The sequence below is a fragment of the Pseudomonas sp. SDO5532_S415 genome (assembly GCF_054071155.1).
The window spans coordinates 1-24162 of record NZ_JBSVWS010000092.1 but is presented as its reverse complement, the minus strand read 5'-3'; the positions used below and the strand labels follow the sequence as shown (position 1 = coordinate 24162).

Genomic DNA, 24162 nt, shown 5'->3' with positions numbered 1-24162 from the left:
CTGTTTTACACAAATATTGTGTTCACTGAAGATCCAATGTGGGAGCGAGCCGGCTCGCGAAGAGTCCGATGAGAACACTGAAAAACCCTGCCCCTTGACGTAAACGTCAACCTGCCATTAGCTTAGCGCCATGACCTTTTGCGAGCGCTTCCATGAGCAGCCAGACCTACAGCATTTCCGACCTCGCCCGCGAGCTCGACATCACCACCCGGGCCATTCGCTTCTATGAAGAGCAAGGCCTGCTCAGCCCCGAACGCCGTGGTCAGGAACGCATCTATTCGCCCCGTGACAAAGTCAGCCTGAAGCTGATCCTGAGGGGCAAGCGCATCGGTTTTTCCCTGGCCGAATGCCGCGAATTGATCGAACTCTATGACCCGTCCAGCGGTAACACCAAGCAATTGCACAGCATGCTGGCCAAGATCAGCGAGCGTCGGGAACAGCTGGAACAGCAACTGCTGGACATCGAACAGATGAAACTGGAGCTTGATACCGCTGAAGAGCGCTGTGTGCAGGCGCTGGAGCAAACCCTCAAGAGCCAGGAGGCGATTCAATAGATCAACACCTTCCCTTGTGGGAGCGGGCTTGCCCGCGATGAGGGCATGACATTCAACATTGATGCCGACTGACCCACCGCCATCGCGGGCAAGCCCACTCCCACAGGGTTCTTCGAGCATTCAGAAAATTCAGCACAGGTCGAACCCCATGTCCCTCCCAACCCATGTACGCCTTGTCGAAGTCGGTCCCCGCGACGGTCTGCAAAACGAAGCCCAACCCATCAGCGTCGCCGACAAGGTGCAACTGGTCGACGCGCTCACGGCTGCGGGCCTGGGCTATATAGAAGTCGGCAGTTTCGTCTCGCCCAAATGGGTGCCGCAGATGGCGGGCTCCGCTGATGTCTTCGCGCAGATCCAACGCAAGCCGGGCGTCACCTATGGCGCCCTCGCGCCCAACTTGCGCGGTTTTGAGGATGCCCTCGCCTGCGGGGTCAAGGAAGTGGCTGTGTTCGCAGCGGCTTCCGAAGCCTTTTCCCAGCGCAACATCAATTGCTCGATCAGCGAAAGCCTGGAGCGTTTCGTGCCGATCATGGACGCCGCGAAACAGCATGGCGTGACGGTGCGTGGTTACGTGTCCTGTGTACTGGGCTGTCCCTATGAAGGTAACGTCGCCCCCGAGCAAGTCGCCCGGGTCGCCCGCGAGCTCTACGCCATGGGCTGCTACGAAGTCTCGCTGGGCGACACCATCGGCACCGGCACCGCTGGCGCGACCCGCAGGATGTTCGAGGTGGTATCGGCCGATGTGCCGCGGGAAAAGCTGGCCGGGCATTTCCACGACACTTATGGCCAGGCCATGGCCAACATTTACGCCAGCCTGCTGGAAGGGATCTCGGTGTTCGACAGCTCCATCGCCGGGCTCGGAGGCTGCCCTTACGCCAAGGGCGCCAGCGGTAACGTCGCCACCGAAGACGTGGTTTACCTGCTCAACGGCCTCGGCATCGAAACGGGGATCGACCTTGACGCGCTGATCCTGGCCGGCCAGCAAATTTGCTCCGTGCTGGGGCGACCGACGGGTTCGCGTGTGGCCAAGGCTCGTAGTGCGCAGTGAGTGTGCGGGTTGTGTCCGGGTGTTACCGCCCACACTGAAAACGTGGGCGGGAACGAGTAACACGGAAACAAATTGTCAGGGATTCCCTGAGAGAAAAATCCTACAAAATATTAAGTCGTTGATTTAAAAGGATTTTTAAAAGTTGGCACGGCTTCTGCTATCTCTATGGCATAACAAGAACAAAAAAAGCAGCAAAGCTAATAAAAATAAGACGTAACGACTCTGACATAACAAAAACAACACGGCAGAGACGCAGCTAACAGATTTTTTTGGAGAAGGTGTGCTTTTCAGGGTGCTTTTCGGAGTAACCCGCAACCGGGCAGAGAACAATAAAACTACCTTCAGGTAGCTCCCGAACTGGTTGGATCGCTCAGCGAAAAAGTAGATCAGCGCTCAAAAAAATACGTTTGCTCTTGATCCCGGATGGGGATCGCCAAAAACAGCGGTAAAGGGCAACGGTTGCCAAAAACAAAAACAGACCGCCCCTCAATAATAAAAAAAGAGCACACGCAACGAAAATTAAAGGGGAGCTTCGGCTCCCCTTTGTGCTGTCTGCGATTTGGTTTTTTACCACCGCCCCCCTGTGGGAGCGAGCCTGCTCGCGAAAGCGGTGGTTCAGTCGACATCCATATTGAATGTGCTATCGCCTTCGCGAGCAGGCTCGCTCCCACAAGAGGAATGAGTCAGGCATTGTTGATGCGCAACTCCTCGATACTGATCTCGCGCATCCTGAATTTCTGGATCTTGCCGGTCACGGTCATCGGGAATTCTTCCACGAACTTGAAGTAACGCGGCGTCTTGAAGTGTGCGATACGCTCCTTGCACCAGGCTTGCAGCTCTTGCTCGGTGGCGCTGTGGCCGGGGTGGAACTTGATCCAGGCAACGATCTCTTCGCCGTAGCGCGAGCAAGGAATGCCGATCACCTGCACGTCAGCCACGGCCGGGTGGGTAAAGAAGAATTCCTCCAGCTCCCGCGGATAGATATTCTCACCACCGCGAATGATCATGTCCTTGTTGCGACCGGCAATGCACACGTAGCCCTCGTCGTTCATGCTCGCCAGGTCGCCGGTGTGCATCCACCCGGCCTGATCGATCGCTTCGGCGGTGCCTTGCGGGTTGTTCCAGTAGCCGAGCATCACGCTATAGCCCCGGGTGCACAGTTCGCCGATGGTGCCGCGTGGTACCGGATTGCCCGCCTCGTCGATGATCTTGCTTTCGAGCTGCGGCTGAGTACGGCCGACGGTGGTAACGCGCAGTTCAAGATCGTCCATTGGGCCGGTCTGTAACGACACCGGACTGGTTTCCGTCATGCCATAGGCAATCTGCACTTCGCTCATGTGCATTTCGTTGATGACCCGGCGCATCACTTCGATCGGGCACGTCGCCCCGGCCATGATCCCGGTGCGCAGGCTCGACAGGTCGAACTCGGCGCGTTGCGGTTGATCGAGCATGGCGATGAACATGGTCGGCACACCGTAAAGCGCGGTGGCTTTTTCCTGGGCGACAGTGCTCAGGGTCAACAGTGGATCGAAAGCATCGTTGGGGTAAATCATCGTGCTGCCGTGGGTAATGCAACCCAGATTGCCCATGACCATGCCGAAGCAGTGATACAACGGCACCGGAATCACCAGGCGATCGGCGACCGTCAGGCCGAGGCTTTCACCGACCATGTAACCGTTGTTGAGAATGTTGTAGTGACTGAGGGTCGCGCCCTTGGGGAAGCCGGTGGTACCGGAGGTGTACTGGATGTTCACCGCCTGGTCGAAATGCAGGCTGCCCTGGCGCTCGTGCAATTGTTCGTCCGACACGCCGCCGGCCAGATCGTCCAGTTGCGACCACGGCAAGAACCCGCTTGGCGGTTGCGCATCCAGGCTGATGACGCCCCGCAACTCGGGCAAGCGTTCGCTCTGTAGCTTGCCGATGGACTGCTCCGCCAGTTCCGGCACCAGGCCTTGCAACATGGCGTGATAGTTGGAGGTCTTGAAGGCCCCGGCACACACCAGCCATTGGCAACCGGATTGCTTCAACACGTATTCGAGTTCGGAACTGCGGTAGGCCGGGTTGATGTTGACCAGGATCACGCCGATCTTCGCGGTGGCGATCTGGGTGATGCACCATTGAGCGCAGTTCGGCGCCCAAATGCCCAGACGATCACCGGTCTGCAGGCCCAGCGCCAGCAGTGCCTTGGCGTGCAGGTCGGCAGCCTCCGCCAATTGCCGCCAGGTGTATCGCAGCTGCTGATGGCGCACGACCAGCGCTTCCCCGTTCGGGTACTTTGCCACCGTGTTGTCGAACGCCTGGCCGATGGTCATCGCCAGCAAGGCTTTGTCCTGGGAACCACGGGTGTAACTACGCTGCGGATTTGCACTGGGTTGATCCATGACGACCCCTATTGTCTTTATTGTAGGAGCGAGGCTTGTGTGGCGAGGGAGCTTGCTCCCGTCCGGCTGCGCAGCAGTCGTGAAATCAACACTGAGGTGCTATCTGACAAACCTCACTTGCCGATTTGCGACCGCTTCGCGCTCGAACGGGAGCAAGCTCCCTCGCCACAGAATGCGACGCCGGTCTTTCAGAACTGCCTCTACTCTCGCTCAAGTTGACGTTAACGTAAAGGGTGATTGACAGCCTTTCGTCACAGGCTTACGTTAACGTAAAGGTGAGAGCCGAATCATTGCCCTCCCCACCCTACAAAAAAGCCAAAAGGTGCCCCATGAGCTACCCATCCCTGAATTTTGCCCTCGGTGAAACCATCGACATGCTGCGCGATCAGGTTCAGTCCTTCGTTGCCAAAGAGATCGCCCCTCGCGCTGCTCAGATCGACACCGACAACCTGTTCCCCGCCGACCTGTGGCGCAAATTCGGCGACATGGGCCTGCTGGGCATCACCGTTGCGGAAGAATACGGCGGCGCGGGCCTGGGTTATCTGGCCCACGTGGTGGTGATGGAAGAAATCAGCCGTGGCTCGGCCTCGGTTGCCCTGTCCTATGGCGCGCACTCCAACCTCTGCGTCAACCAGATCAACCGCAACGGCACCCACGAACAGAAATCCAAATACCTGCCGAAGCTGATCAGCGGCGAGCACATCGGTGCCCTGGCCATGAGCGAACCGAACGCCGGTTCTGACGTGGTATCGATGAAACTGCGCGCGGACAAGCGCGGCGACAAATATGTTCTCAACGGCAGCAAGACCTGGATCACCAACGGTCCGGACGCCAACACCTATGTGATCTACGCCAAGACCGACCTGGAAAAGGGTCCTCACGGCATCACCGCCTTCATTGTCGAGCGCGACTGGAAAGGCTTCAGCCGCAGCAACAAGTTCGACAAGCTCGGCATGCGCGGTTCGAACACTTGCGAACTGTTCTTCGATGACGTCGAAGTGCCGGAAGAAAACATCCTCGGCGTGCTCAACGGTGGCGTGAAGGTGCTGATGAGCGGCCTCGACTACGAGCGCGTCGTACTCTCGGGCGGCCCGACCGGGATCATGCAAGCCTGCATGGACCTGATCGTGCCCTACATCCACGACCGCAAGCAGTTCGGCCAAAGCATCGGCGAGTTCCAGCTGATCCAGGGCAAGGTTGCCGACATGTACACCCAGCTCAACGCCAGCCGCGCCTACCTGTACGCGGTGGCCCAGGCCTGCGAGCGCAACGAAACCGCACGCAAGGACGCCGCCGGCGTGATCCTCTACAGCGCCGAACGCGCCACGCAAATGGCCCTCGACGCGATCCAGATTCTCGGTGGCAACGGCTACATCAACGAATTCCCGGCCGGTCGCCTGCTGCGTGACGCCAAGCTGTACGAAATCGGCGCTGGCACCAGTGAGATCCGTCGCATGCTGATCGGTCGTGAACTGTTTAACGAGACGAAATGAATTTCGTCAGCTGCAAGCCACAAGCTTCAAGCGACAAGCAGAAGCTTTCCTCTTGCAGCTTGAAGCTTGCCGCTTACAGCTGCTTACGGAGTAAGCCATGATTTTGCATACCCAGCTCAACCCCCGTTCAGCGGAGTTCGCCGCCAACAGCGCGGCGATGCTCAAACAGGTCGACGCGCTGCACACCCTGCTTGCCCAAGTGGCGCAAGGTGGCGGCCCGAAGGCCCAGGAACGCCATACTTCGCGGGGCAAACTGCTGCCCCGTGAACGCATCAATCGCCTGCTGGATCCGGGCTCGCCGTTTCTGGAGATCAGCCAACTGGCGGCCTATGAGGTGTACGGCGAAGACGTTCCAGCCGCTGGCGTGATTGCCGGGATTGGCCGCGTGGAAGGCGTCGAATGCATGATCGTCGCCAACGACGCCACGGTTAAAGGTGGCTCGTACTACCCGCTGACCGTGAAAAAACACCTGCGCGCCCAGACCATCGCCCAGCAGAACCGCCTGCCCTGCATTTATCTGGTCGATTCCGGCGGCGCCAACCTGCCGCGCCAGGATGAAGTGTTCCCGGACCGCGAGCACTTCGGCCGGATCTTCTTCAACCAGGCCAACATGAGCGCCATGGGCATTCCGCAGATTGCCGTGGTCATGGGCTCCTGTACCGCTGGCGGCGCTTATGTGCCGGCAATGGCCGACGAAGCGATCATGGTACGCGAGCAAGCGACGATTTTCCTCGCCGGCCCGCCACTGGTAAAAGCCGCGACCGGTGAAGTGGTCAGCGCCGAAGACCTGGGTGGGGCCGATGTGCATTGCAAGATTTCCGGTGTGGCCGACCATTACGCCGAAAGCGATGAACATGCACTGGCCATCGCCCGCCGCAGCGTCGCCAACCTCAACTGGCGCAAACTCGGCGAAGTACAGCAACGCACGCCCATCGCCCCGCTCTACAGCAGCGACGAGTTGTACGGCGTGGTGTCAGCCGATGCCAAGCAGCCGTTCGACGTACGCGAAGTGATTGCGCGGCTGGTCGATGGCTCGGTGTTCGATGAGTTCAAGGCCTTGTTCGGGACGACGCTGGTGTGCGGTTTTGCCTACCTGCACGGTTACCCGATCGCGATCCTGGCCAACAACGGCATCCTCTTCGCCGAAGCGGCGCAGAAAGGCGCGCACTTCATCGAGCTGGCCTGCCAGCGCGGCATCCCGTTGCTGTTCCTGCAAAACATCACCGGTTTCATGGTCGGCCAGAAATACGAGGCCGGTGGCATTGCCAAGCACGGTGCGAAACTGGTGACCGCCGTGGCGTGTGCCAAGGTGCCGAAATTCACCGTGATCATCGGCGGCAGTTTCGGTGCCGGCAACTACGGCATGTGCGGTCGGGCCTACGACCCGCGCTTCCTCTGGATGTGGCCGAATGCGCGCATCGGCGTGATGGGTGCCGAACAGGCCGCCGGCGTACTGGTGCAGGTCAAGCGCGAACAGGCCGAGCGCGGTGGTCATGGTTTCAGCGCCGAACAGGAAGCCGAGATCAAGCAACCGATCCTCGACCAGTACGAAGAACAGGGCCACCCCTACTATTCCAGCGCTCGCTTGTGGGACGACGGCGTCATTGACCCGGCACAAACCCGTGATGTCCTGGGCCTGGCCTTGTCGGCATCGCTGAATGCGCCAATCGAACCGAGCCGCTTCGGCGTGTTCCGGATGTGATTTTTTGTGGGAGCGAGCCTGCTCGCGAAGGCTTCACCGCGGTTCATCTACAGTACCGCGTGTTCCCCTCACAGCACCCCGTGGTCGTTCTTCGAGAGCAGGCTCGCTCCCACAAGGACCGTGGAGAACGGAAGAAATGAGCGACTTCAACACCCTCGAACTGCTGACCGACCCACGGGGTTTTGCGACCCTGTGGCTCAGCCGCGAAGAAAAGAACAACGCGTTCAACGCCGAAATGATCCGCGAACTGATCCTTGCCCTGGACCAGGTGTCGAGCGATGCCGGCCTGCGCTTTCTGCTGGTGCGTGGTCGCGGCAAGCATTTCAGCGCCGGCGCCGACCTGGCGTGGATGCAGCAATCGGCCGAACTCGATTACCACACCAACCTCGACGACGCCCGGGAACTGGCGGAGTTGATGTACAACCTGGCCAAACTGAAAGTCCCGACCCTGGCGGTGGTGCAGGGTGCGGCCTTTGGCGGGGCGCTGGGCCTGATCAGCTGCTGCGACATGGCCATCGGCGCCGATGATGCGCAGTTCTGCCTGTCAGAAGTGCGCATCGGCCTGGCACCGGCGGTGATCAGCCCGTTCGTGGTGCAAGCCATCGGCGAGCGCGCCACCCGGCGCTATGCCTTGACCGCCGAGCGCTTCGGCGGGCAACGGGCACGGGAACTGGGCTTGTTATCGGAGAGCTATCCGGCCCAGGAACTGGAACAGAAAATCGAGCAGTGGATCGACAATCTGCTGCTCAATAGCCCGGCGGCCATGCGCGCCAGCAAAGACTTGTTGCGTGAAGTCGGCGACGGCTCGCTGAACCCGGCGCTACGTCGCTACACCGAAAACGCCATCGCCCGCATCCGCGTCAGCCCTGAAGGTCAGGAAGGCCTGCGCGCCTTTCTGCAAAAACGTCCGCCGAGCTGGCAAGCCGAAATCACCCCCAAGGAGCCGCATTGATGAGCGCACCCGTCCTCACTACCCTGCTGGTGGCCAACCGTGGCGAAATCGCTTGCCGGGTGATGCGCACCGCCAAGGCCCTGGGCCTGACCACCGTGGCCGTGCACAGCGCCACCGACCGTGACGCCCGGCACAGCCGCGAGGCCGACATTCGCGTCGATCTCGGTGGCAGCAAGGCCGCTGACAGCTACCTGCAAATCGACAAATTGATCGCTGCCGCCAAGGCCAGCGGCGCCCAGGCGATCCACCCCGGTTATGGCTTTCTGTCGGAGAACGCCGGGTTCGCCCGCGCGATCGAAGCGGCCGGCCTGATTTTCCTCGGCCCGCCCGCCTCGGCCATCGACGCCATGGGCAGCAAGTCGGCGGCCAAAGCACTGATGGAAACCGCCGGCGTGCCGCTGGTGCCGGGTTATCACGGCGAGGCTCAAGACCTCGACACCTTCCGCGACGCCTGCGAACGCATCGGCTACCCGGTGCTGCTCAAGGCCACGGCCGGTGGCGGCGGTAAAGGCATGAAAGTCGTCGAGGACGTCAGCCAGCTGGCCGAAGCCCTGGCCTCGGCCCAGCGTGAAGCCCTGTCGTCGTTCGGCGATTCGCGAATGCTGGTGGAGAAGTACCTGCTCAAACCCCGCCATGTGGAAATCCAGGTGTTCGCCGATCAACACGGCAATTGCCTGTACCTCAACGAACGTGACTGCTCGATTCAACGACGACACCAGAAAGTCGTCGAAGAGGCGCCAGCCCCCGGCCTGAGCCCGGAACTGCGCCGCGCCATGGGTGAAGCCGCCGTGCGTTCGGCGCAAGCCATCGGTTACGTCGGTGCCGGCACCGTGGAATTTTTGCTCGATGCCCGTGGCGAATTCTTCTTCATGGAGATGAACACCCGCCTGCAGGTCGAACACCCGGTCACTGAAGCCATCACCGGTCTCGACCTGGTGGCCTGGCAGATTCGCGTGGCCCGTGGCGAAGCATTGCCGATGACCCAGGATCAGGTGCCGCTGAACGGCCATGCGATTGAAGTGCGGCTCTATGCCGAGGACCCGGGCAACGACTTCCTGCCGGCGACCGGGCGTCTGGAGTTGTACCGCGAATCCGCGCCGGGTGCGGGTCGTCGCGTGGACAGTGGTGTCGAGGAAGGCGACGAGATTTCGCCGTTCTACGACCCGATGCTCGGCAAACTGATTGCCTGGGGCGAGGACCGTGAACAGGCGCGCTTGCGACTGCTGAGCATGCTGGACGAGTTCGCCATCGGCGGGCTCAAGACCAACATCAACTTCCTGCGCCGGATCATTGCGCATCCGGCGTTTGCTTCGGCGGAACTGGATACCGGGTTCATTCCGCGCTATCAGGAACAACTGCTGCCTGCACCGGCCGAGCTCAGCGATGAGTTCTGGCAAGCCGCCGCCCAGTCGTTTGCCCAGAGCCAGCCGCGTTCACCGCGCGCCGATGATCCAAGTTCGCCTTGGGCCAACAGCAATGGTTTTCGGGCTGGCCTGCCGACGGAAATCACCCTGCACCTGAGTTGTGAAGGCCAGGACCGCGCATTGACGTTGGGCGCCGCCAATGCCCGCAGCGCACAGCTCAAAGGCGAGCATTTGCTGACGGAGCACGACGGCGTGCGCCGCCAGCATCGGGCTATCCGCCGTGGTGACTTCGTTTATCTGCAATGGGAAGGTGAACTGCGCCGCATCGAGTCCTACGACCCGATCAGCGCCGTCGAGGCCAGTCACAGCCATCACGGCGGGCTGACCGCCCCCATGAACGGCAGCATCGTGCGCGTGCTGGTGGAAGCCGGGCAAACGGTCGAGGCCGGGGCACAACTGGTGGTACTCGAAGCGATGAAGATGGAGCACAGCATTCGCGCGCCCCATGCCGGTGTGATCAAGGCACTGTATTGCCAGGAAGGCGAAATGGTCAGCGAAGGCAGTGCGCTGGTCGAGTTGGAAGAGGCGTGAAATGAAGAACGCCCCCAAGGGGCGTTCTGATCAGAATTTGGCTGTCGCCTGAACCACCACGCCGATGATCCGGCACTCTTGGGTGTAAAGGGCTTTCGGATACGTCGGATTGAGCGGGACCAGGTAACGCTGCCCGCCCTCTTCGATCAATTTGCGAAAAATCGCCTCGCTGCTGCTGGGCCATTGCGCGATCACCAGCTTGCCAGGTACGGCTTCCACATCCGGGTCCACCAGGATCAACATGCCCTCGGCGATGCTCAGGCCACTGGGTGCGGTCATCGCATCGCCCGTGACCGTCAACCAGAAGGCCGCGCCCTGAGCGTGATAGTCGGACAGTTCGAAACGATACTGTGCCAGCTCCCCATCGCGGACTTCTCCGGTTTCCCGCCAGTCACTGACCGGGTAGCGGAAGTACGGATTGTACTTCTGCGTCAGGGAAATCCCGTCTTCCTGTGAGTCCGAAGGCTCGCGAATGACCAAAGCCACTTCGAGAAAGTCCATGCCGAGCGCCTTCAACACCCGGTTCATGTTTTCCACGCCAGGCTCGCGACGTTTATTCAGCCAGTGACCCACGCCGCCCTGGGACATCCCGAGGCGGTCGGCGAGTATTTCTTGAGTGACTTTGAGCTCACTCATCTTGGCCTTGACCAATTCAATCCATTTATCCATGGGCGGCACGATACGTGGTGGACTCCGGCCATCAAAACACAAATTGTAGTATTTAAATTATGGTCACAAATACAGATCGTACTAGGATGACTTCACGGATCTGAATCTATCACGGAGCTTGCCATCACCATGACCCAACCCGCCAACGAATTGCCTGATATGCAAATCGACACCTCCCTCACCTCGCCCCAAGGTTCGGCCGCTGCCCAGCGGGCATTGGACTACTACCTGAAACCGGCTGTTTCAGAGGAAGTGGTCGAGGCACGTTTCTTTGATGTGAACCGCAACATCAGCTGCGAGGAGGCACTGGTCCATGCCACGGACCTGCTGCGATGCGCCGCCGCCACGGCCTGCGAGTCAGCCAGTCATCTGCAGGGAACGAACCGGGACCTGGCATTTTCGACGGTGCATATGATCGACATGGCCAAGGCCATGGTGGATCGGTCACTGGAGAGATATCAGAACTTTGAAGCGAAGGTGCAAAAAAGAGAGGACGGGAAAGAATTTTCCAATCGCGCAGATAAAATCATTTGACTTGCAAACGAGAATGATTATTATTGCATCAGCTGGTCGCGAGATCAGTCGATGGACCAGGGACCTTAGGTCGGTCTCCTGGACTATCTCCTCATCAGGCTAATCACGGTTTTTGACCCGGCTTTTTGCCGGGTCTTTTTTTTGCCAGTTTTCTGGCTTATGGCTTCAGGCTAATGAAGTCTGTAGGTGCCGCAAATTCGATGGCGCGGATGATATCAAAAGAATATTTGTTGGCAAGTGAAGCCTTTAATCATTAAGGCAAACTAATGGCAAATAGCACTTGAGAATCAATCGCATAATCTCTAAGCTGCGTCAGCGTCAGGGAGGACGCCCCCCGTTTTTCCTTCGTCCGCGACTTGTCCCCGGCGATGATCCATCGCTGCAAGGCAGGCAAAGACCGAATGCCCTTGCCGCCCCTCTCTCCCCTCAATACACAGCAATATGCGAATCCGTTCGCGGCTCGGTCCCGCCACAAAGCACCCCGGTTTCAGGGTCGCGCAGGATGATTTGCCCGCGACCGTAACTGGTGAGATCGCAAGCCACCTCGACCTCATGCCCACGCCGAGCCAATGCCGCCGCCATGTCTCGCGAAGCGTCCTGCTCAATACCGACCTTCAGTCCGCCCAGCCATTGCCAGCGCGGCGCATCGAGGGCCGCTTGCGGGTTGAGCCCGAAATCCACCAGGTTCATCACCATCTGCACGTGCCCTTGCGGTTGCATGTAACCGCCCATCACACCGAAGGGTCCCATCGCCTCTCCGTCCTTGCTGAGGAACCCGGGAATGATGGTGTGGAAGGTCTTTTTGCCCGGCGCCAGGCAATTGGAATGCGCGGGATCAAGACTGAACTCTTCACCCCGGTTTTGCAGGGCGATACCGCTGTCGGGCAACACCACGCCGGAACCGAAGCCGTGATAGTTGCTCTGGATGAAGGACACCATGTTGCCTTCGGCGTCGGCGGTGGCCAGGTACACGGTGCCGCTGGCGTGGGGATCGCCCGGCTGCGGCGCCACGGCCCGTTCGCCGATCTGCGCCCGGCGATGGACCGCATAGCGGTCGCTCAGCAAGTCGTCCACGGCGACCCGCATATGTTCCGGGTCCGTGATGTAGTGCAAGCCATCGCAGTAAGCGAGTTTCATGGCTTCGAGCTGACGGTGCCAGGTTTGCTGGCTGTCACGGTGATCGAAATCGAAGCCCTCGAGAATCTTCAGGGTCATCAATGCCACGAGTCCCTGGCCGCTCGGTGGAATCTCCCAGACATCGACACCGCGATAGTTGACCTTGATCGGGTCCACCCATTGCGCGCGGTAATCCTGCAGGTCGCTGGCGCGCAAATAGCCGCCCGTGGCCCGCGAGTGCGCATCCAGCCGTTGCGCCAGGGCGCCACGATAGAAACTCTCGCAACCGGTGACTGCCAGTTCACTCAAGGTGCGTGCCTGGGCCGGGTTGCGGAACAGTTCACCGGCACGGGGCGCGCGGCCGTCAATCAGAAAGGTGTCGAACCAGCTCTCAAGCACGTCGCTGCGATCCCTGCTGTTATCTTGGCTGAAATCCTCCAGCGCGGTCTGCCATTGCAGGGCAACCACCGGCGACACCGGAAAACCCTCCCGCGCCAGACTGATGGCCGGTTGCAGCAAATCGGCAAAGGGCAGTCGACCGAAACGCGTGGACAGCTCCGCCCAGGCAGACGGACAGCCCGGAACCGTCACCGGCGTCCAGCCATGCAAAGGCATCTTGTCATGACCGGCGGCTTTCACCGCCTCGATGCTCAAGGCCTGGGGGGCCGCGCCGTTGGCGTTCAAGCCGTGCAACTTGTTTTGCGTCCAGACCAGCGCAAAGGCATCGCCGCCGATGCCGCAACCGGTGGGTTCAACCACGGTCAGCGCCGCGGCCGTGGCGATGGCCGCATCGATAGCGTTACCGCCGCGCCGCATGATTTCGATGCCTGCTTCGGCGGCCAATGGCTGAGAGGCGGCGACCATGCCGCGTTTGGCGAAGACACTTTGACGTTGTGAGGCGTAGGGGTATTCATGGGCGGAAAATTTGAACATGGCAGACTCACACAAAGATTTTTGACGGGTTCACAACACGCGACTGAGAAACGCCCGCGTACGGGCATGACTGGGCTGGCTGAAGATCTGTTCGGGCGGGCCTTGCTCGATCAGCTCGCCCTGATCGAGCACCACCACCCGGTCGGCCACCTCGCGGGCGAAACCCATTTCGTGGGTCACCACGACCATGGTCATGCCCTCTTCGGCCAGTTCCTTCATCACTTGCAGCACTTCACCCACCGTCTCCGGATCAAGGGCGCTGGTGGGTTCGTCGAACAGCATCGCCTGGGGCTTCATGGCCAGCGCCCGGGCAATGGCCACCCGCTGTTGCTGGCCACCGGACAACATCGATGGATAGTGATCGGCCTTCTCCGCCAACCCTACCCGCTTGAGCAGTGCCCGCGCCTGCTCCACCGCCGCCGCGCGCGGCACGCCCAGCACATGGATCGGTGCTTCGATAATGTTTTCCAGGGCGGTCATATGCGGGAACAGATTGAAGCGCTGAAACACCATGCCGATGTCCCGCCGCTGGCGAGCGATGTTGCGCTCCGAGTCGCGGGCCAGGCTGCCATCGGCGCGGGTGCGATAACCCATCGGCTGACCGGCGACGCGAATCTGCCCGGACTGAATGTCTTCCAGCAGGTTGATGCAGCGGATGAAGGTGGTTTTGCCGGACCCGGAGGCACCGATCAACACCACCACTTCACCGCGCCGCACTTGCAGGGAAATGCCCTTGAGTATTTCCAGGTCACCGAAGGACTTGTGAATATCCAGCGCTTCGATGACCAGTTCTTCACTCATGTGTGCCATCTCAACGCCCCCTCAACAGTTTCATGGTGTTGCGCCCGAACATCCGGCTGGCCGCCGGCGCCGGACGGTCCGACTGACCGAAGCGGGTTTCGAGCCAGCGCTGGAAAAAGCCCCAGAGTGTGGTCAAGGCCAGGAAGTAAATAGCCACGACCAGATACAACTCGAACACCCTGAAGGTCGCCGACGTCACCATTTGCGTACTGAGCAGCAGCTCCTGAACCCCGATGACGCTGACCAGCGTGGTGTTTTTCAGCATCACGTTGAACTCGTTGCCCAGCGGCGGCACGATCACCCGGAACGCCTGTGGCAACACGACACGCCGCATCAGCTTGGGAAAGGTCATGCCCAATGAACGCCCGGCTTCGTACTGCCCCTTGTCCACCGCGCCGATACCGGCACGGATGATCTCGGCCATGTACGCGCCTTCATTCAGTCCCAACGCGATGATCGCGGCCTGAATGTTGCCGGGCACGACGATCCAGCCAAGGTCCAGGTCCTCAAAGCGGAAAATGCCCCCCGCCGCCAATGCCGTGTACAGAAAAACGATCTGTACCAGCAGTGGCGTACCGCGCATCAGCCAGACATAAAAGCGCACCGGATACTGCAAGAGCGGGTTGCTCGACAGCTTCATCAGCGCGGCGATCAGCCCCAGGACGCAACCGAGCAACATCGCCGAAACGCTGATCAGGCAGGTCAGCCACAGCCCCGTCAGGTACACATCGCTGGGCTGCAACAGGTACTGCCAGAACACATCCCAATTGAAGTTCATCAGGTTTGCCCTCAGTCCAGTTTGTCGCTGTCGACATGCCATTTACTGAGGAGCGCGGCGTAACTGCCGTCGGCGCGCATGCCTTGCAGGACTTCGGTCAAGGCCACTGTCAGCTGTGGATCGCTCTTGCGCACGCCAAAACCGGTGAGGATGCGATTGAACGCCGGTACTGCCGACTGGAACAGGTCCGGGGCCAGTTGCTGATAATGTCCGGCGGACTCGACCGTGGTACCGAAGGCATCCACCTGATTGATGCGCAAGGCCTGAAAGGCGTCGGCATCGACGTTGTACACCACCAGTTTCATCGGCGCCTTGCCAGCCGCTTCGAGCTTCTCGTTTTCCTTGCCCAGCAGCACACGGATGGTCGAACCGTTACTGACCGCGACCTTGAGCCCGGAAAGGTCCTCCAGGGTACTCACCGCTTTCGGATTGCCCTTGGGCACCACGATCGATTGGCTGGAATACATGAAGTTGACGATGTCGATCACCTCGCGGCGTTCGGGTTTATCGAACAACTGATCGACGATCATGTCGCACTGCTGCGCCAGCAGTGCCGGGATCAATCCGGCGAAGGGCGAGATGCGCCATTCGACCTTCTTGTCCCCCAGACGCTTGGCGATCGCTTCCCCCATGTCGACCTGCAGCCCGACCGGTTTCTGCTTCATGTCAAACGACACCAGCGGTGGCGAGTCCATGCCGGAGCAATAGACGATCTTCTCGCTCTTGCTCAGTCGCTCGGGTAACTCGGGGGCGGCGAGCGCCCATTGCGAACACAGACTCAAGGTGAACACGGCAACTAACGCGCAAGGCTTGTGCATGGTGCATGACTCCAGTTGGCTGGTTGTTCTTCTATTGGTGGGCTTCGAGAAACTGAATAAGTCGCGGAATGGTGCCCTCGATGTGCTCGCACACTACGGCGGCGGCTTTGTCCGGGTCGCCCGAACGCAGTGCGTCGATGATCGAGGCGTGTTCGTCCCGGGCGCTGCGGGGTTTGTCGGCGTGTTGCAGCCACAGGCGCATGTGCGGCTCGATCACCGAATACAGCGCCGAAATCTGCCGCATCAGGCGCGGACGTTCACTCAGGCTGCACAGGTATTCATGAAAGGCGCGATGGCGGCTGACCCACTCGGCGCCGTCTTCGCGATAGTCGTCCATCTCATCGAGCAAGCGCTTCAGATGACTGAATTGACGCTCGGTGATTTTCGTCACCGCAACTCGAATGGCCAGGCCTTCAAGGGCGCTGCGCATCTCGAACACTTCGCGCATTTCCTCGATGTTCAGGCCGCGCACGATGGCGCCGCGGTTTGGCCGTAGCGTCACCAGGCCGTCGGCATCCAGACGCCGGAACGCTTCACGCACCGGCATGCGGCTCATGCCGATTTCCCCGGCGATGTCCTCGGCAATCAGCCGCTCACCGGTGCGGTAACGTCCTTTGCAGATGGCTTCCAGGAGAAAGTTGTAAGCCTCCTCCTCGGCGGTAACGGGCTGGCGCTCGGCGTAGACAGGGGCGAATTTCATCGGGTGCACCTTTTGTATTTTTGTATCCAATTATCCATAAAGCCAAAAAAAGCACATTGCGTGCCAGGTTCGGCGCAGAGCGTGCAGGTCTTTGATTGAATTGATTTAGCTGAAATCAGGAAGGCCGATAGTCGCCATGGGGGCCGGACGGGAACGAGTTGAAATGAACCAGGGTGTAACCAAAGCGCCACAAAACGGTGCGGGCAGTAACACGGCCAGTGGCAATGCAGTGAAGGTGAATTTCGAGCCGCGAAGCCAAACTTCGGCATGGCCGGTGAAACGATTTTTCTCCGCTGCCAGCCCCCTTCTCTTGCGTGTAAAGTAGCCGCCATAAAAATCTTAATCAGGAACCCTGACCGTGGCTAAAACTCTCGACATCAGTGCCAACTTCGACAGCGGCAACATCCAGGTGATCGATGTCAGCGACCCGCTCAAACCCCTGCTGGCCATCCGTCCCGATACCAAAAGCAGCCATTTTCAATGGTTCCACTTCAAGGCCAGCGGCCTGCATGTCGGCCAGGAGCACTGGTTTCGTCTGAACAATGCCAGCCAGTCTTCGTACAACAAGGCCTGGGACGGTTATCAGGCCAGAGCCTCCTACGATCACGTCAACTGGTTCCAGGTGCCGACCATCTTCGAAGGCGACTGCCTGCGTTTCTGCCTTGAAGCCACGCAAACCCACGCCTGGTTCGCCTACTTCGAACCCTACAGCCGTGGCCGCCACGACTGGCTGATCGAGCAAGCACTGACCAAGGCCGGCACTGAACTGCTGGCCACTGGCAAGAGCGTTGAGGGTCGCGACATTCAGTTGCTGCGCAAAGGCACCGGTGCCGAAGGCCGGCGCAAGGTTTGGATGATTGCCCAGCAACATCCGGGCGAACACATGGCCGAGTGGTTCATGGAAGGCGTCATCGAACGCCTGGAAAAACACGACGACCCGGTACTGAACAAACTGCTGGCCAGCGCCGACCTGTACCTGGTGCCGAACATGAACCCGGACGGTGCTTTCCACGGCCACCTGCGCACCAACGCCATGGGCCAGGACCTGAATCGTGCCTGGCAGAGCGCCAGCCCGGAGATCAGCCCGGAAGTCTTTTTCGTCCAGCAGCAGATGGAAAAGTACGGCGTCGACCTGTTCCTCGACATCCACGGCGACGAGGAAATCCCCCACGTCTTCACCGCCGCTTGCGAAGGTAATCCGGGTTACACGCCACGGATCGAAAAACTCGAAGAGCACTTCCGCAGCCACCTGAAGAAAACCACCAAGGACTTCCAGACCAAGCACGGCTATACCCGAGACGAACCGGGCCAGGCCAACATGACCCTGGCCTGCAACGCCGTTGGCCAGAAGTACGACTGCCTGTCGCTGACCCTGGAAATGCCGTTCAAGGATCATGACGACCACCCGAACGCGGAGACCGGCTGGTCGGGCAAGCGTTCGAAGCAGTTGGGGAAGGATGTGTTGACCACTGTTGCCGAGATGGTCGACGCGTTGCGCTGATCGAGATCGCAGAGCTGTGTAAGACATGACCTCGAGAGAAGTCATGTCTTACACAGGGGCATCAAGTCAGCAATTGAAATCTCGTCCTGCATCCAACTCAGTGAAGAGTCGCACAATCATATGCCTTGAATTCCCCCGATGGCCCGGTCGATCTAATCGATGTGATGTATTGCCCCACCGGGCAGGCAAACTGATGGTTTCCTTCGTCAAAATTCCCATGAGAACCTGCATATCTGACAGTAACGGCAGAGCCTGAAGCAACCAACTTCGTGCAACCGGCTCGCAATTGAACTCCTTTTTGTTCGATGCCGTTCAATACCGAGTTTGCCGGGCAAGAGACATCCGTATGTCCCCATCCACTCCAAACCTGTTGTGTCAAGCTGGCGGTAACTGAACCGACTTTTGGCAGCACACACAAATAATTGGCTGAACCAGAATTCATTCTTCCTTCGTGCCCCCTTCCTGACATGACAGTACCTTTCAAACAACCAATGGAATAATTGGCGTCAGGAGATGGTCCAATGATATTTGCAGATAAATTTGCATAAGGTGAAGGTGGGGTATAGGACGACAGTCGTTGAGCATTTTCACGCCAGACACGCGCCGTATCGGCAGTAACAGCATTCCCGCGAGGCAGACCGTGTTCGTCTTTGACATTGGGGTTCGAATAGTAAGCTTGACGATTTCCGCCGCATAAAAGACTCCCTGACTTTCCATTGAAATAGCCAAAACGGTAACTGTTAGTCCCATCATGGCAGTGAAGACTACCTGCATTGTGCCCAAGTTCATGAGCGAATGTCGGAAAGCTATGTGAAATCGTTATGCCAAAACGACCGGGCCTCCAGGCTATTCCGGCGGGTCCTCCCGGCGCGAAAGATGCAAAGTTGCCATAGAACACATCTGGATTAAACCTGGCTATTCCCAAAGCGAAAATCGTTGGCAGTTTATTAAGAGTATCCTCAGTGATCTGTTGATCCTGCTCCACAATCTGGATACCAACCAACTTGAATAAAACATTCGCCACCAGTGAATTGCGAAGGGCCAGGTTAACGTATTCAATTTTAGCCAACGCATCGGCCATCGCATCTCCGCCTGCCCGAACTACTCCCGCCTTGGAATACCCCATCAATATCTCAACAACCAAGGGTTCCGCGCTGGTCGATTTCACAGGTGCCGTAGCGACCTTTTCATTCGGATTGGGAACAGCATCCTCAATATCTCTATCAGTGTCAGACTCAGGAATGAAGCGGCCTGCTCCCTTGCTGTCAACGTGCAATGAACCGGACTTTTCCGGTTTATTGATAAAGGCGGTCAACCCACCATCGGGCGAACGAACCGTCACTAATGCACCTTCGGATTTATCCGGCATCCGCAACTTTCCACTTTCGACGGTATATCCATTAATAACCTTTGAACTTGAACGTTCAAAAACAGCCGGTTTGACCCACTCCGCATATAGTTCGGCCGTGGACTTGCTGGCAACATTCTCAACAACCCAATTTTCCGGTTTACCAGGGTCAGCCGTCGGTGCATGCGTACAAGCACCAAGCAATCCAACCAACGGCACAACCGAAAGCGCAAAAAAAACACGCCACATGGAACGCACACCTGCAGTGTTGAACATGGTTCGTCTCCCTGAATGACACGATCAGTACTGTTCGACTGGCCTCGTCCGGGGCCACTGCAGTCTGTGAGCATTGAACGTGCTTTTTTTGGGGAACGATACTGTCAAAGTTGACAGGTGCGCGGAGCCAGAGTGAGCGGGCGGCAACGTTTACTACCCACAACCACCGCTCGACGCCATGGCCGAGGCTTTTGCCATGGACCCCGCCACCGTCGGCATCGTCGGCATCGTCGGCATCGTCGTCACGCTGACGCAAGTCGGTTACGGAGCGGGCCTGTTGCTGCTGGTGCCCTTGGGTGATCTGCTCAACCGTCGACGCCTGATTGTCACGCAAACCCTGTTATCGGCACTGGCCTTGATGATGATCGCGCTGGCACCGAACAGCACCTGGCTGCTGATCGGCATGACCTTGACCGGCTTGTTGGCTGTTGTGACTCAGGTCCTGGTGGCGTATGCCGCGACATTGGCGATTGCGACGCAACGCGGGCGCGTGGTTGGGGTGGTCACCAGCGGGATCGTGGTCGGCATCCTGCTCGCGCGCACGGTTGCCGGTGGCATGGCGGACCTGGCCGGTTGGCGTTCGATTTATATGCTGTCGGCAAGTCTGACGCTGGTGATGGCGCTGCTGCTGTTGCGCGTACTGCCCAGGCATGAGGACAGCCAACCTGTCAGTACTTACGGCGCGTTGATCGCTTCGGTGTTCATCCTGTTCAAGGAAGAAGCAATGTTGCGCCAGCGGGCGATTCTTGCGTTGCTGACGTTTGCCAGCGCCATGGTGCTATGGACGCCCATGGTGTTGCCGTTGAGCGCCCCACCCCTGTCGTTGTCCCACACGGAAATCGGCCTGTTCGGACTGGCAGGTGCCGCCGGTGCATTGGCCGCTGCGCGGGCCGGGCATCTGGCTGATCGTGGTTTGGGGCAATGGACCAGCGGATTGTCACTGCTGCTGATGCTGGTTTCCTGGCTACCCATCGCCCTGACCCAATCGTCACTGTGGGCGCTATTGCTCGGCGTGATTACCCTGGATCTGGGGTTACAGGCCGTGCACGTCACCAGCCAGAGCAGGATCTACGCCGTGCGCCCCGAAGCGCAAAGCCGCCTCACCGCCGGTTACATGGTGTTTTATTCGATTGGCAGCGCCCTGGGTTCCATCGGTTCGACCGCGATGTACGCCTGGGGTGGGTGGATTGGCGTTTGCCTGCTGGGGGCAGGCATTAACGCCGTGGCTTTGATCTATTGGTGGAGGTCGTTGGCCTACAAAACCCCGGAACCCTGTGGCGAGGGAGCTTGCTCCCGCTCGGCTGCGCAGCAGTCGTAAATCCATTCACTGCGGATCATCTGACGAACCGCATTGTGGGGCTACTCCGCAGCCCAACGGGAGCAAGCTCCCTCGCCACAATGGATTTCGGTGGGGCGGATCAACTGTGATCCTTACCCCGCAACATGCTGTCGAGCACGCCATCTCGGCGCACCCACCCGTGAAACAAAGCCGCCGCCAAATGCAGCAACACCGTCAAAAACAACAAATACGCCAGATACCCATGAGCCTTGCGCAGGAACGCAAACACCTGCGCATCGGCCGGCACGATCGAGGGCAATTGCAACGAACTGCTGAGCATCACCGGTTCACCGGACGCGGAAATCATCGCCCAACCAAGCAATGGCAGAATCAGCATCAAGGCGTACAGCAGCACATGGGACGCCTTGGCCGCCAGCGCCTGCCAACCCGGCAGATCGGCGGGCAACGGCGGCTGTTGCGTGGAGAAACGCACCAAAAGCCGCACGATCACCAGCAACAGAATCGCCACACCCAAAGGCTTGTGCAGGTTGATCAGCCATTCATGGCGTTCGGACACCGAGGCGACCATCCCCGCGCCGATAAACAGCATGGCGATGATCATCAGTGCCATCAGCCAGTGCAGCAGGCGCGCCAGGGGAGCGAAATGGTTAGGTTGAGTGCTCATTGCTGGGCCTCCTGTTTGGCAGCGGGCAACTGGCTGACTTCGCTGGTGCGACGCAGGTAGGACGTGGCGTAGCCGGCTGAACGAGCGGCGAGCAACGGGTCGTCGGAACCTTCGATGCCGGCCGGCAGCACCAGCGGGTCGTAGTTGATATCGCGGCACTCGCCGTTGAGTTGCGGCTGGGATTTTTCCAGTACCAGGGTGCCGGCGTTCAATACCTTGCGCCCCTCGGGCCAGGCCTTGCTGGCGTCGTTGACTGGATCGCCAGGGTTGGCCAGGGTGATGTTCAACTGAAAGCGCAGCGGGCCGGCGGCGATCCGCTGATCCAGGTCCTTCTCGAGGAAATCGCTGCCCTCCGGAGCCGTGGCGCCCGGCGCGTCCACCGCCTGCGGCACCATGCTCCAGCGCACCGCTTGCCGCTGCCCGGCGGCGTTGACCAGATAAAACGCGTTGACGCTGTTGTAGGTTTCCGTCACGTAACTGGCTGAGGGTTTGGCGGTCTTGATCCAGGCCAAAAACGGCCCGGCTTCCGGGTGCGAACCGAAGAACGCCGGCACCGCCGCCGGGTCCGGTTTGCCGGTCGAAGGCAGCGGCGACTGCGCCTGCTGCAATTGATAAAACGCCTCAGGCGTGCCAACGGGAAACACTGGCATGCTGTTCATCCCGGTACGCCACTGCTGGCCGTTGGCCTGATTGAAGCGCAGCGCCAGGCTGCGGATCGGCACAGCGCTATCCGGCGCATAGGGATTACCCGCCGGCAAGGCGAAACGGCCAACCACCGGCGTGCGCGCCGCGTTGAATACCTGTGCGGTGGAATAACTGCGTGCCTCGCCGCTGCTCTCGAAATGGCCGATCACGCACACACCCTTGGAGTGATTGCGCCGGAATCCGGGGTGCACGCCGTTGTTGGTTTCCAGCACATTGATCAGTTTTTTCGGCGTCAGGCGCTGTGGGTCCAGGGTGCCGTTGACGTAGGCAAACGCTCCGGCCACGACGGCGATGACCACGGCAATACCGGCCAGACGTAACGTCAGGCTCGCGGCACTCAAGGGTGGCGGTGATGATCGATCTACCATGAAAGACTCCAGGGCCATCGGCCACAAGTGAGAAGAACCAGGCAGACGAACCGCGCGACGGTTTATTCCCTGGCGCGGTATTTATTTTTTCGGGCGTGGAATAACCTCCCACGCCAAGCGTCTTCCTGGTTCAAAGCGTAGTGAGTAACCAGAAATTCATGAACGATATCGACGAACAACTGCGAGAAATCATTCCCAGATTGCGTCGCTTTGCCGTTTCGCTGACGCGCAACTCCAGCAGCGCCGACGATCTGGTGCAGTCGTGTCTGGAGCGCGCGCTGTCGAGTTGGGGAGATAAACGCGTCGAGGGCGATTTGCGCGCCTGGCTGTTTGCGATTCTCTATCGTCAGTTTCTTGATGCTCACCGAAGCTCCCGACGCTATGCGCGAATGCTCGAATTCTTTACCGGGCGCGACGATGCGCAGCCTTCGGTAGAGCGCAGCGTGATCGCCCAATCGACCCTCAACGCCTTCGATCAATTGCCCACCGAACAGCGCGCGCTGCTGTTGTGGGTGTCGGTGGAAGGCCTGAGTTACAAAGAGGTCGCCGAGATTCTCGACGTACCCACCGGCACCGTGATGTCCCGCCTGTCCCGGGCCCGCCAGGCCCTGCGCCAACTCAGCGATGGCGAAATCACCCGCCCTGCCCTGCGGAGACTCAAATGATCAGCATGCCCCCCAGCGAACGCGACCTGCACGCTTACGTCGACCACCAGCTCAGCGACGACGACCGACATCGGGTGGAGACGTTTCTCGCCAGCAACCCGCAGATTTGCGCACAAGTACGCGCCTGGCAGCAGGACGCCCAGCAACTGCGCGCAGCCCTGAGCGGCGCCTTGCAGCAACCGGCCAACCCGAACCTCGATCCGGCGCAGATCCGCCAGCGCATGAAGCGCCAGTCCCGACGCCACCTGGCCAGCGCCGCGGTGTTGCTGATCGCCGTCAGCGTCGGCGGGTTCAGCGGCTGGAAGGCCCGGGAAATGACCCTTCTCAGCGCCGCGCAACCGATGGCCGACGCCATGCAGGCTTACCGTCTGATAGCCGAGCAGGGGCTGTTGCCGGCGGACTACAAGGCTGGGAATGACGGCGACATGCAGGGTTGGCTCGATCGTTACTTCACCCAGGCCAATCGCTTGCCCGACCTCACCGGTGCCGGGTTCAAACCGGTGAGCGGGCGCTTGCTCAGCACCGAGCAAGGGCCCGCGGCGATGGTGGTGTACGAGGATCAGGGCGGGCACAAGATCAGCTTCTACGTGCGACCGCCGGGACCGAAGAATTTCCTGTTGCCCAGGGGCAGTCGCAGTGATGGCGGGTTGCAGGCCGAGTATTGGTCCGGGGGTGGCTACAACTATGCGATGGTCAGCCCGGCGGATGCGCCGGCGGCGCGGATGCTCAGGCAGACCACTCGGTTCTGACCAACCCCATCCCTGTGGGAAGCGCTTTTCTGTGGGAGCGAGCCTGCTCGCGAACAGGGTGTGCCAGTCGCCATTAAAGTAGCCTGACACACCGCCTTCGCGAGCAGGCTCGCTCTCACAGGGGTTCAAAAACCGCGGCTGTCACCCAACTG

19 protein-coding genes and 2 pseudogenes are annotated in these 24162 nt (G+C 59.7%); 11 read left to right on the top strand and 10 right to left on the bottom strand.

Annotated elements, in window-relative coordinates:
* Positions 1 to 152 precede the first annotated feature (152 nt).
* Positions 153 to 554: a MerR family transcriptional regulator gene (locus tag ACW9HW_RS19125; protein ID WP_095192746.1), complete on the top strand. Its 402-nt coding sequence runs from the start codon at positions 153 to 155 to the stop codon at positions 552 to 554.
* A 148-nt stretch (positions 555 to 702) separates the two neighbouring features.
* On the top strand, positions 703 to 1602 hold the full coding sequence (locus ACW9HW_RS19120) for a hydroxymethylglutaryl-CoA lyase (protein ID WP_095192747.1): 900 nt from the start codon (positions 703 to 705) through the stop codon (positions 1600 to 1602).
* Positions 1603 to 2285: 683 nt separating this feature from the next.
* On the opposite strand, the gene ACW9HW_RS19115 is transcribed toward ACW9HW_RS19120, so the two are convergent.
* Entirely contained in the window at positions 2286 to 3983 is a 1698-nt protein-coding gene (locus ACW9HW_RS19115; RefSeq protein WP_457401282.1) for an AMP-binding protein, read from the bottom strand.
* 329 nt (positions 3984 to 4312) lie between these two features.
* On the opposite strand from ACW9HW_RS19115, the gene ACW9HW_RS19110 reads away from it, so the two are divergent.
* From ACW9HW_RS19110 to ACW9HW_RS19095, 4 genes are all read left to right on the top strand, one after another.
* Positions 4313 to 5476: an isovaleryl-CoA dehydrogenase gene (locus tag ACW9HW_RS19110; RefSeq protein WP_457401280.1), complete on the top strand. Its 1164-nt coding sequence runs from the start codon at positions 4313 to 4315 to the stop codon at positions 5474 to 5476.
* Positions 5477 to 5573: 97 nt separating this feature from the next.
* Positions 5574 to 7178 (top strand): carboxyl transferase domain-containing protein, encoded by a 1605-nt coding sequence (locus ACW9HW_RS19105; protein WP_095192750.1) that lies wholly within the window; start codon positions 5574 to 5576, stop codon positions 7176 to 7178.
* Between the two features lie 136 nt (positions 7179 to 7314).
* Positions 7315 to 8130, top strand: coding sequence for a gamma-carboxygeranoyl-CoA hydratase (locus ACW9HW_RS19100; protein ID WP_457401278.1), 816 nt, complete (start codon positions 7315 to 7317; stop codon positions 8128 to 8130).
* Entirely contained in the window at positions 8130 to 10085 is a 1956-nt protein-coding gene (locus ACW9HW_RS19095) for an acetyl/propionyl/methylcrotonyl-CoA carboxylase subunit alpha (protein ID WP_457401276.1), read from the top strand. Before ACW9HW_RS19100 ends, ACW9HW_RS19095 begins: the two co-directional genes overlap by 1 nt.
* A 30-nt stretch (positions 10086 to 10115) precedes the next feature.
* Here ACW9HW_RS19095 and ACW9HW_RS19090 read toward each other — a convergent pair whose 3' ends face one another.
* Positions 10116 to 10754: a LexA family protein gene (locus ACW9HW_RS19090; RefSeq protein WP_457401275.1), complete on the bottom strand. Its 639-nt coding sequence runs from the start codon at positions 10752 to 10754 to the stop codon at positions 10116 to 10118.
* Positions 10755 to 10883: 129 nt separating this feature from the next.
* Between ACW9HW_RS19090 and ACW9HW_RS19085 the strand changes: the two are divergent.
* Positions 10884 to 11219 (top strand): annotated as a pseudogene (locus ACW9HW_RS19085) (DUF6124 family protein); the annotation flags it as partial.
* Positions 11220 to 11714: 495 nt separating this feature from the next.
* Here the strand turns inward: ACW9HW_RS19085 and ACW9HW_RS19080 are convergent.
* Genes ACW9HW_RS19080 through ACW9HW_RS19060 form a run of 5 tightly spaced genes read right to left on the bottom strand, consistent with a single transcriptional unit; the run spans position 11715 to position 16434 of the window.
* Positions 11715 to 13337 carry a gamma-glutamyltransferase family protein gene (locus ACW9HW_RS19080; RefSeq protein ID WP_457401273.1) on the bottom strand — a complete coding sequence of 541 codons (1623 nt, stop codon included), beginning with the start codon at positions 13335 to 13337 and terminating at the stop codon, positions 11715 to 11717.
* A gap of 30 nt (positions 13338 to 13367) precedes the next feature.
* The gene (locus ACW9HW_RS19075; protein WP_095192756.1) at positions 13368 to 14147 is read right to left on the bottom strand and encodes an amino acid ABC transporter ATP-binding protein; all 780 of its coding nucleotides are present in this window, start codon (positions 14145 to 14147) and stop codon (positions 13368 to 13370) included.
* A gap of 1 nt (position 14148) precedes the next feature.
* Positions 14149 to 14916 (bottom strand): amino acid ABC transporter permease, encoded by a 768-nt coding sequence (locus tag ACW9HW_RS19070; RefSeq protein ID WP_095192757.1) that lies wholly within the window; start codon positions 14914 to 14916, stop codon positions 14149 to 14151.
* Positions 14917 to 14927: 11 nt separating this feature from the next.
* Positions 14928 to 15734 carry an ABC transporter substrate-binding protein gene (locus ACW9HW_RS19065; RefSeq protein ID WP_095192758.1) on the bottom strand — a complete coding sequence of 269 codons (807 nt, stop codon included), beginning with the start codon at positions 15732 to 15734 and terminating at the stop codon, positions 14928 to 14930.
* A 31-nt stretch (positions 15735 to 15765) separates the two neighbouring features.
* Positions 15766 to 16434, bottom strand: a complete 669-nt coding sequence (locus tag ACW9HW_RS19060; RefSeq protein WP_457401270.1) for a GntR family transcriptional regulator — start codon at positions 16432 to 16434, stop codon at positions 15766 to 15768.
* A gap of 352 nt (positions 16435 to 16786) precedes the next feature.
* Here ACW9HW_RS19060 and ACW9HW_RS19055 point away from each other — a divergent pair, with 352 nt between their 5' ends.
* A complete protein-coding gene (locus ACW9HW_RS19055) occupies positions 16787 to 17935 on the top strand; it encodes a M14 family metallopeptidase (protein ID WP_095192760.1) in 1149 nt (382 codons plus the stop codon).
* A gap of 97 nt (positions 17936 to 18032) precedes the next feature.
* On the opposite strand, the gene ACW9HW_RS19050 is transcribed toward ACW9HW_RS19055, so the two are convergent.
* Positions 18033 to 19559, bottom strand: a complete 1527-nt coding sequence (locus ACW9HW_RS19050; protein WP_457401269.1) for a hypothetical protein — start codon at positions 19557 to 19559, stop codon at positions 18033 to 18035.
* A 136-nt stretch (positions 19560 to 19695) separates the two neighbouring features.
* On the opposite strand from ACW9HW_RS19050, the pseudogene ACW9HW_RS19045 reads away from it, so the two are divergent.
* Positions 19696 to 20877, top strand: a pseudogene (locus tag ACW9HW_RS19045) (MFS transporter); the annotation flags it as partial.
* 100 nt (positions 20878 to 20977) lie between these two features.
* On the opposite strand, the gene ACW9HW_RS19040 reads toward ACW9HW_RS19045, so the two are convergent.
* The gene (locus ACW9HW_RS19040; protein WP_457401268.1) at positions 20978 to 21523 is read right to left on the bottom strand and encodes a cytochrome b; all 546 of its coding nucleotides are present in this window, start codon (positions 21521 to 21523) and stop codon (positions 20978 to 20980) included.
* A complete protein-coding gene (locus tag ACW9HW_RS19035) occupies positions 21520 to 22596 on the bottom strand; it encodes a catalase family peroxidase (protein ID WP_095192762.1) in 1077 nt (358 codons plus the stop codon). The genes ACW9HW_RS19040 and ACW9HW_RS19035 overlap by 4 nt, the downstream gene beginning before the upstream one ends.
* A gap of 158 nt (positions 22597 to 22754) precedes the next feature.
* Between ACW9HW_RS19035 and ACW9HW_RS19030 the strand changes: the two genes are divergently transcribed.
* Together ACW9HW_RS19030 and ACW9HW_RS19025 are read left to right on the top strand one after the other, a co-directional pair.
* Positions 22755 to 23261: a sigma-70 family RNA polymerase sigma factor gene (locus ACW9HW_RS19030; RefSeq protein WP_095192763.1), complete on the top strand. Its 507-nt coding sequence runs from the start codon at positions 22755 to 22757 to the stop codon at positions 23259 to 23261.
* A complete protein-coding gene (locus ACW9HW_RS19025) occupies positions 23258 to 24010 on the top strand; it encodes an anti-sigma factor family protein (protein WP_457401265.1) in 753 nt (250 codons plus the stop codon). The genes ACW9HW_RS19030 and ACW9HW_RS19025 overlap by 4 nt, the downstream gene beginning before the upstream one ends.
* The last annotated feature ends 152 nt before the right edge of the window (positions 24011 to 24162 follow it).

Excerpts from the sequence above, each read along its gene's own strand:
- ACW9HW_RS19095 (WP_457401276.1), top strand. The coding sequence starts at position 8,130 with ATGAGCGCACCCGTCCTCACTACCCTGCTGGTGGCCAACCGTGGCGAA.
- ACW9HW_RS19080 (WP_457401273.1), bottom strand. The coding sequence starts at position 13,337 with ATGTTCAAATTTTCCGCCCATGAATACCCCTACGCCTCACAACGTCAA.
- ACW9HW_RS19040 (WP_457401268.1), bottom strand. The coding sequence starts at position 21,523 with ATGAGCACTCAACCTAACCATTTCGCTCCCCTGGCGCGCCTGCTGCAC.
- ACW9HW_RS19115 (WP_457401282.1), bottom strand. The coding sequence starts at position 3,983 with ATGGATCAACCCAGTGCAAATCCGCAGCGTAGTTACACCCGTGGTTCC.
- ACW9HW_RS19060 (WP_457401270.1), bottom strand. The coding sequence starts at position 16,434 with ATGAAATTCGCCCCTGTCTACGCCGAGCGCCAGCCCGTTACCGCCGAG.
- ACW9HW_RS19075 (WP_095192756.1), bottom strand. The coding sequence starts at position 14,147 with ATGGCACACATGAGTGAAGAACTGGTCATCGAAGCGCTGGATATTCAC.
- ACW9HW_RS19050 (WP_457401269.1), bottom strand. The coding sequence starts at position 19,559 with ATGTTCAACACTGCAGGTGTGCGTTCCATGTGGCGTGTTTTTTTTGCG.
- ACW9HW_RS19025 (WP_457401265.1), top strand. The coding sequence starts at position 23,258 with ATGATCAGCATGCCCCCCAGCGAACGCGACCTGCACGCTTACGTCGAC.
- ACW9HW_RS19110 (WP_457401280.1), top strand. The coding sequence starts at position 4,313 with ATGAGCTACCCATCCCTGAATTTTGCCCTCGGTGAAACCATCGACATG.
- ACW9HW_RS19065 (WP_095192758.1), bottom strand. The coding sequence starts at position 15,734 with ATGCACAAGCCTTGCGCGTTAGTTGCCGTGTTCACCTTGAGTCTGTGT.
- ACW9HW_RS19030 (WP_095192763.1), top strand. The coding sequence starts at position 22,755 with ATGAACGATATCGACGAACAACTGCGAGAAATCATTCCCAGATTGCGT.
- ACW9HW_RS19070 (WP_095192757.1), bottom strand. The coding sequence starts at position 14,916 with ATGAACTTCAATTGGGATGTGTTCTGGCAGTACCTGTTGCAGCCCAGC.
- ACW9HW_RS19100 (WP_457401278.1), top strand. The coding sequence starts at position 7,315 with ATGAGCGACTTCAACACCCTCGAACTGCTGACCGACCCACGGGGTTTT.
- ACW9HW_RS19125 (WP_095192746.1), top strand. The coding sequence starts at position 153 with ATGAGCAGCCAGACCTACAGCATTTCCGACCTCGCCCGCGAGCTCGAC.
- ACW9HW_RS19035 (WP_095192762.1), bottom strand. The coding sequence starts at position 22,596 with ATGGTAGATCGATCATCACCGCCACCCTTGAGTGCCGCGAGCCTGACG.
- ACW9HW_RS19105 (WP_095192750.1), top strand. The coding sequence starts at position 5,574 with ATGATTTTGCATACCCAGCTCAACCCCCGTTCAGCGGAGTTCGCCGCC.
- ACW9HW_RS19090 (WP_457401275.1), bottom strand. The coding sequence starts at position 10,754 with ATGGATAAATGGATTGAATTGGTCAAGGCCAAGATGAGTGAGCTCAAA.
- ACW9HW_RS19120 (WP_095192747.1), top strand. The coding sequence starts at position 703 with ATGTCCCTCCCAACCCATGTACGCCTTGTCGAAGTCGGTCCCCGCGAC.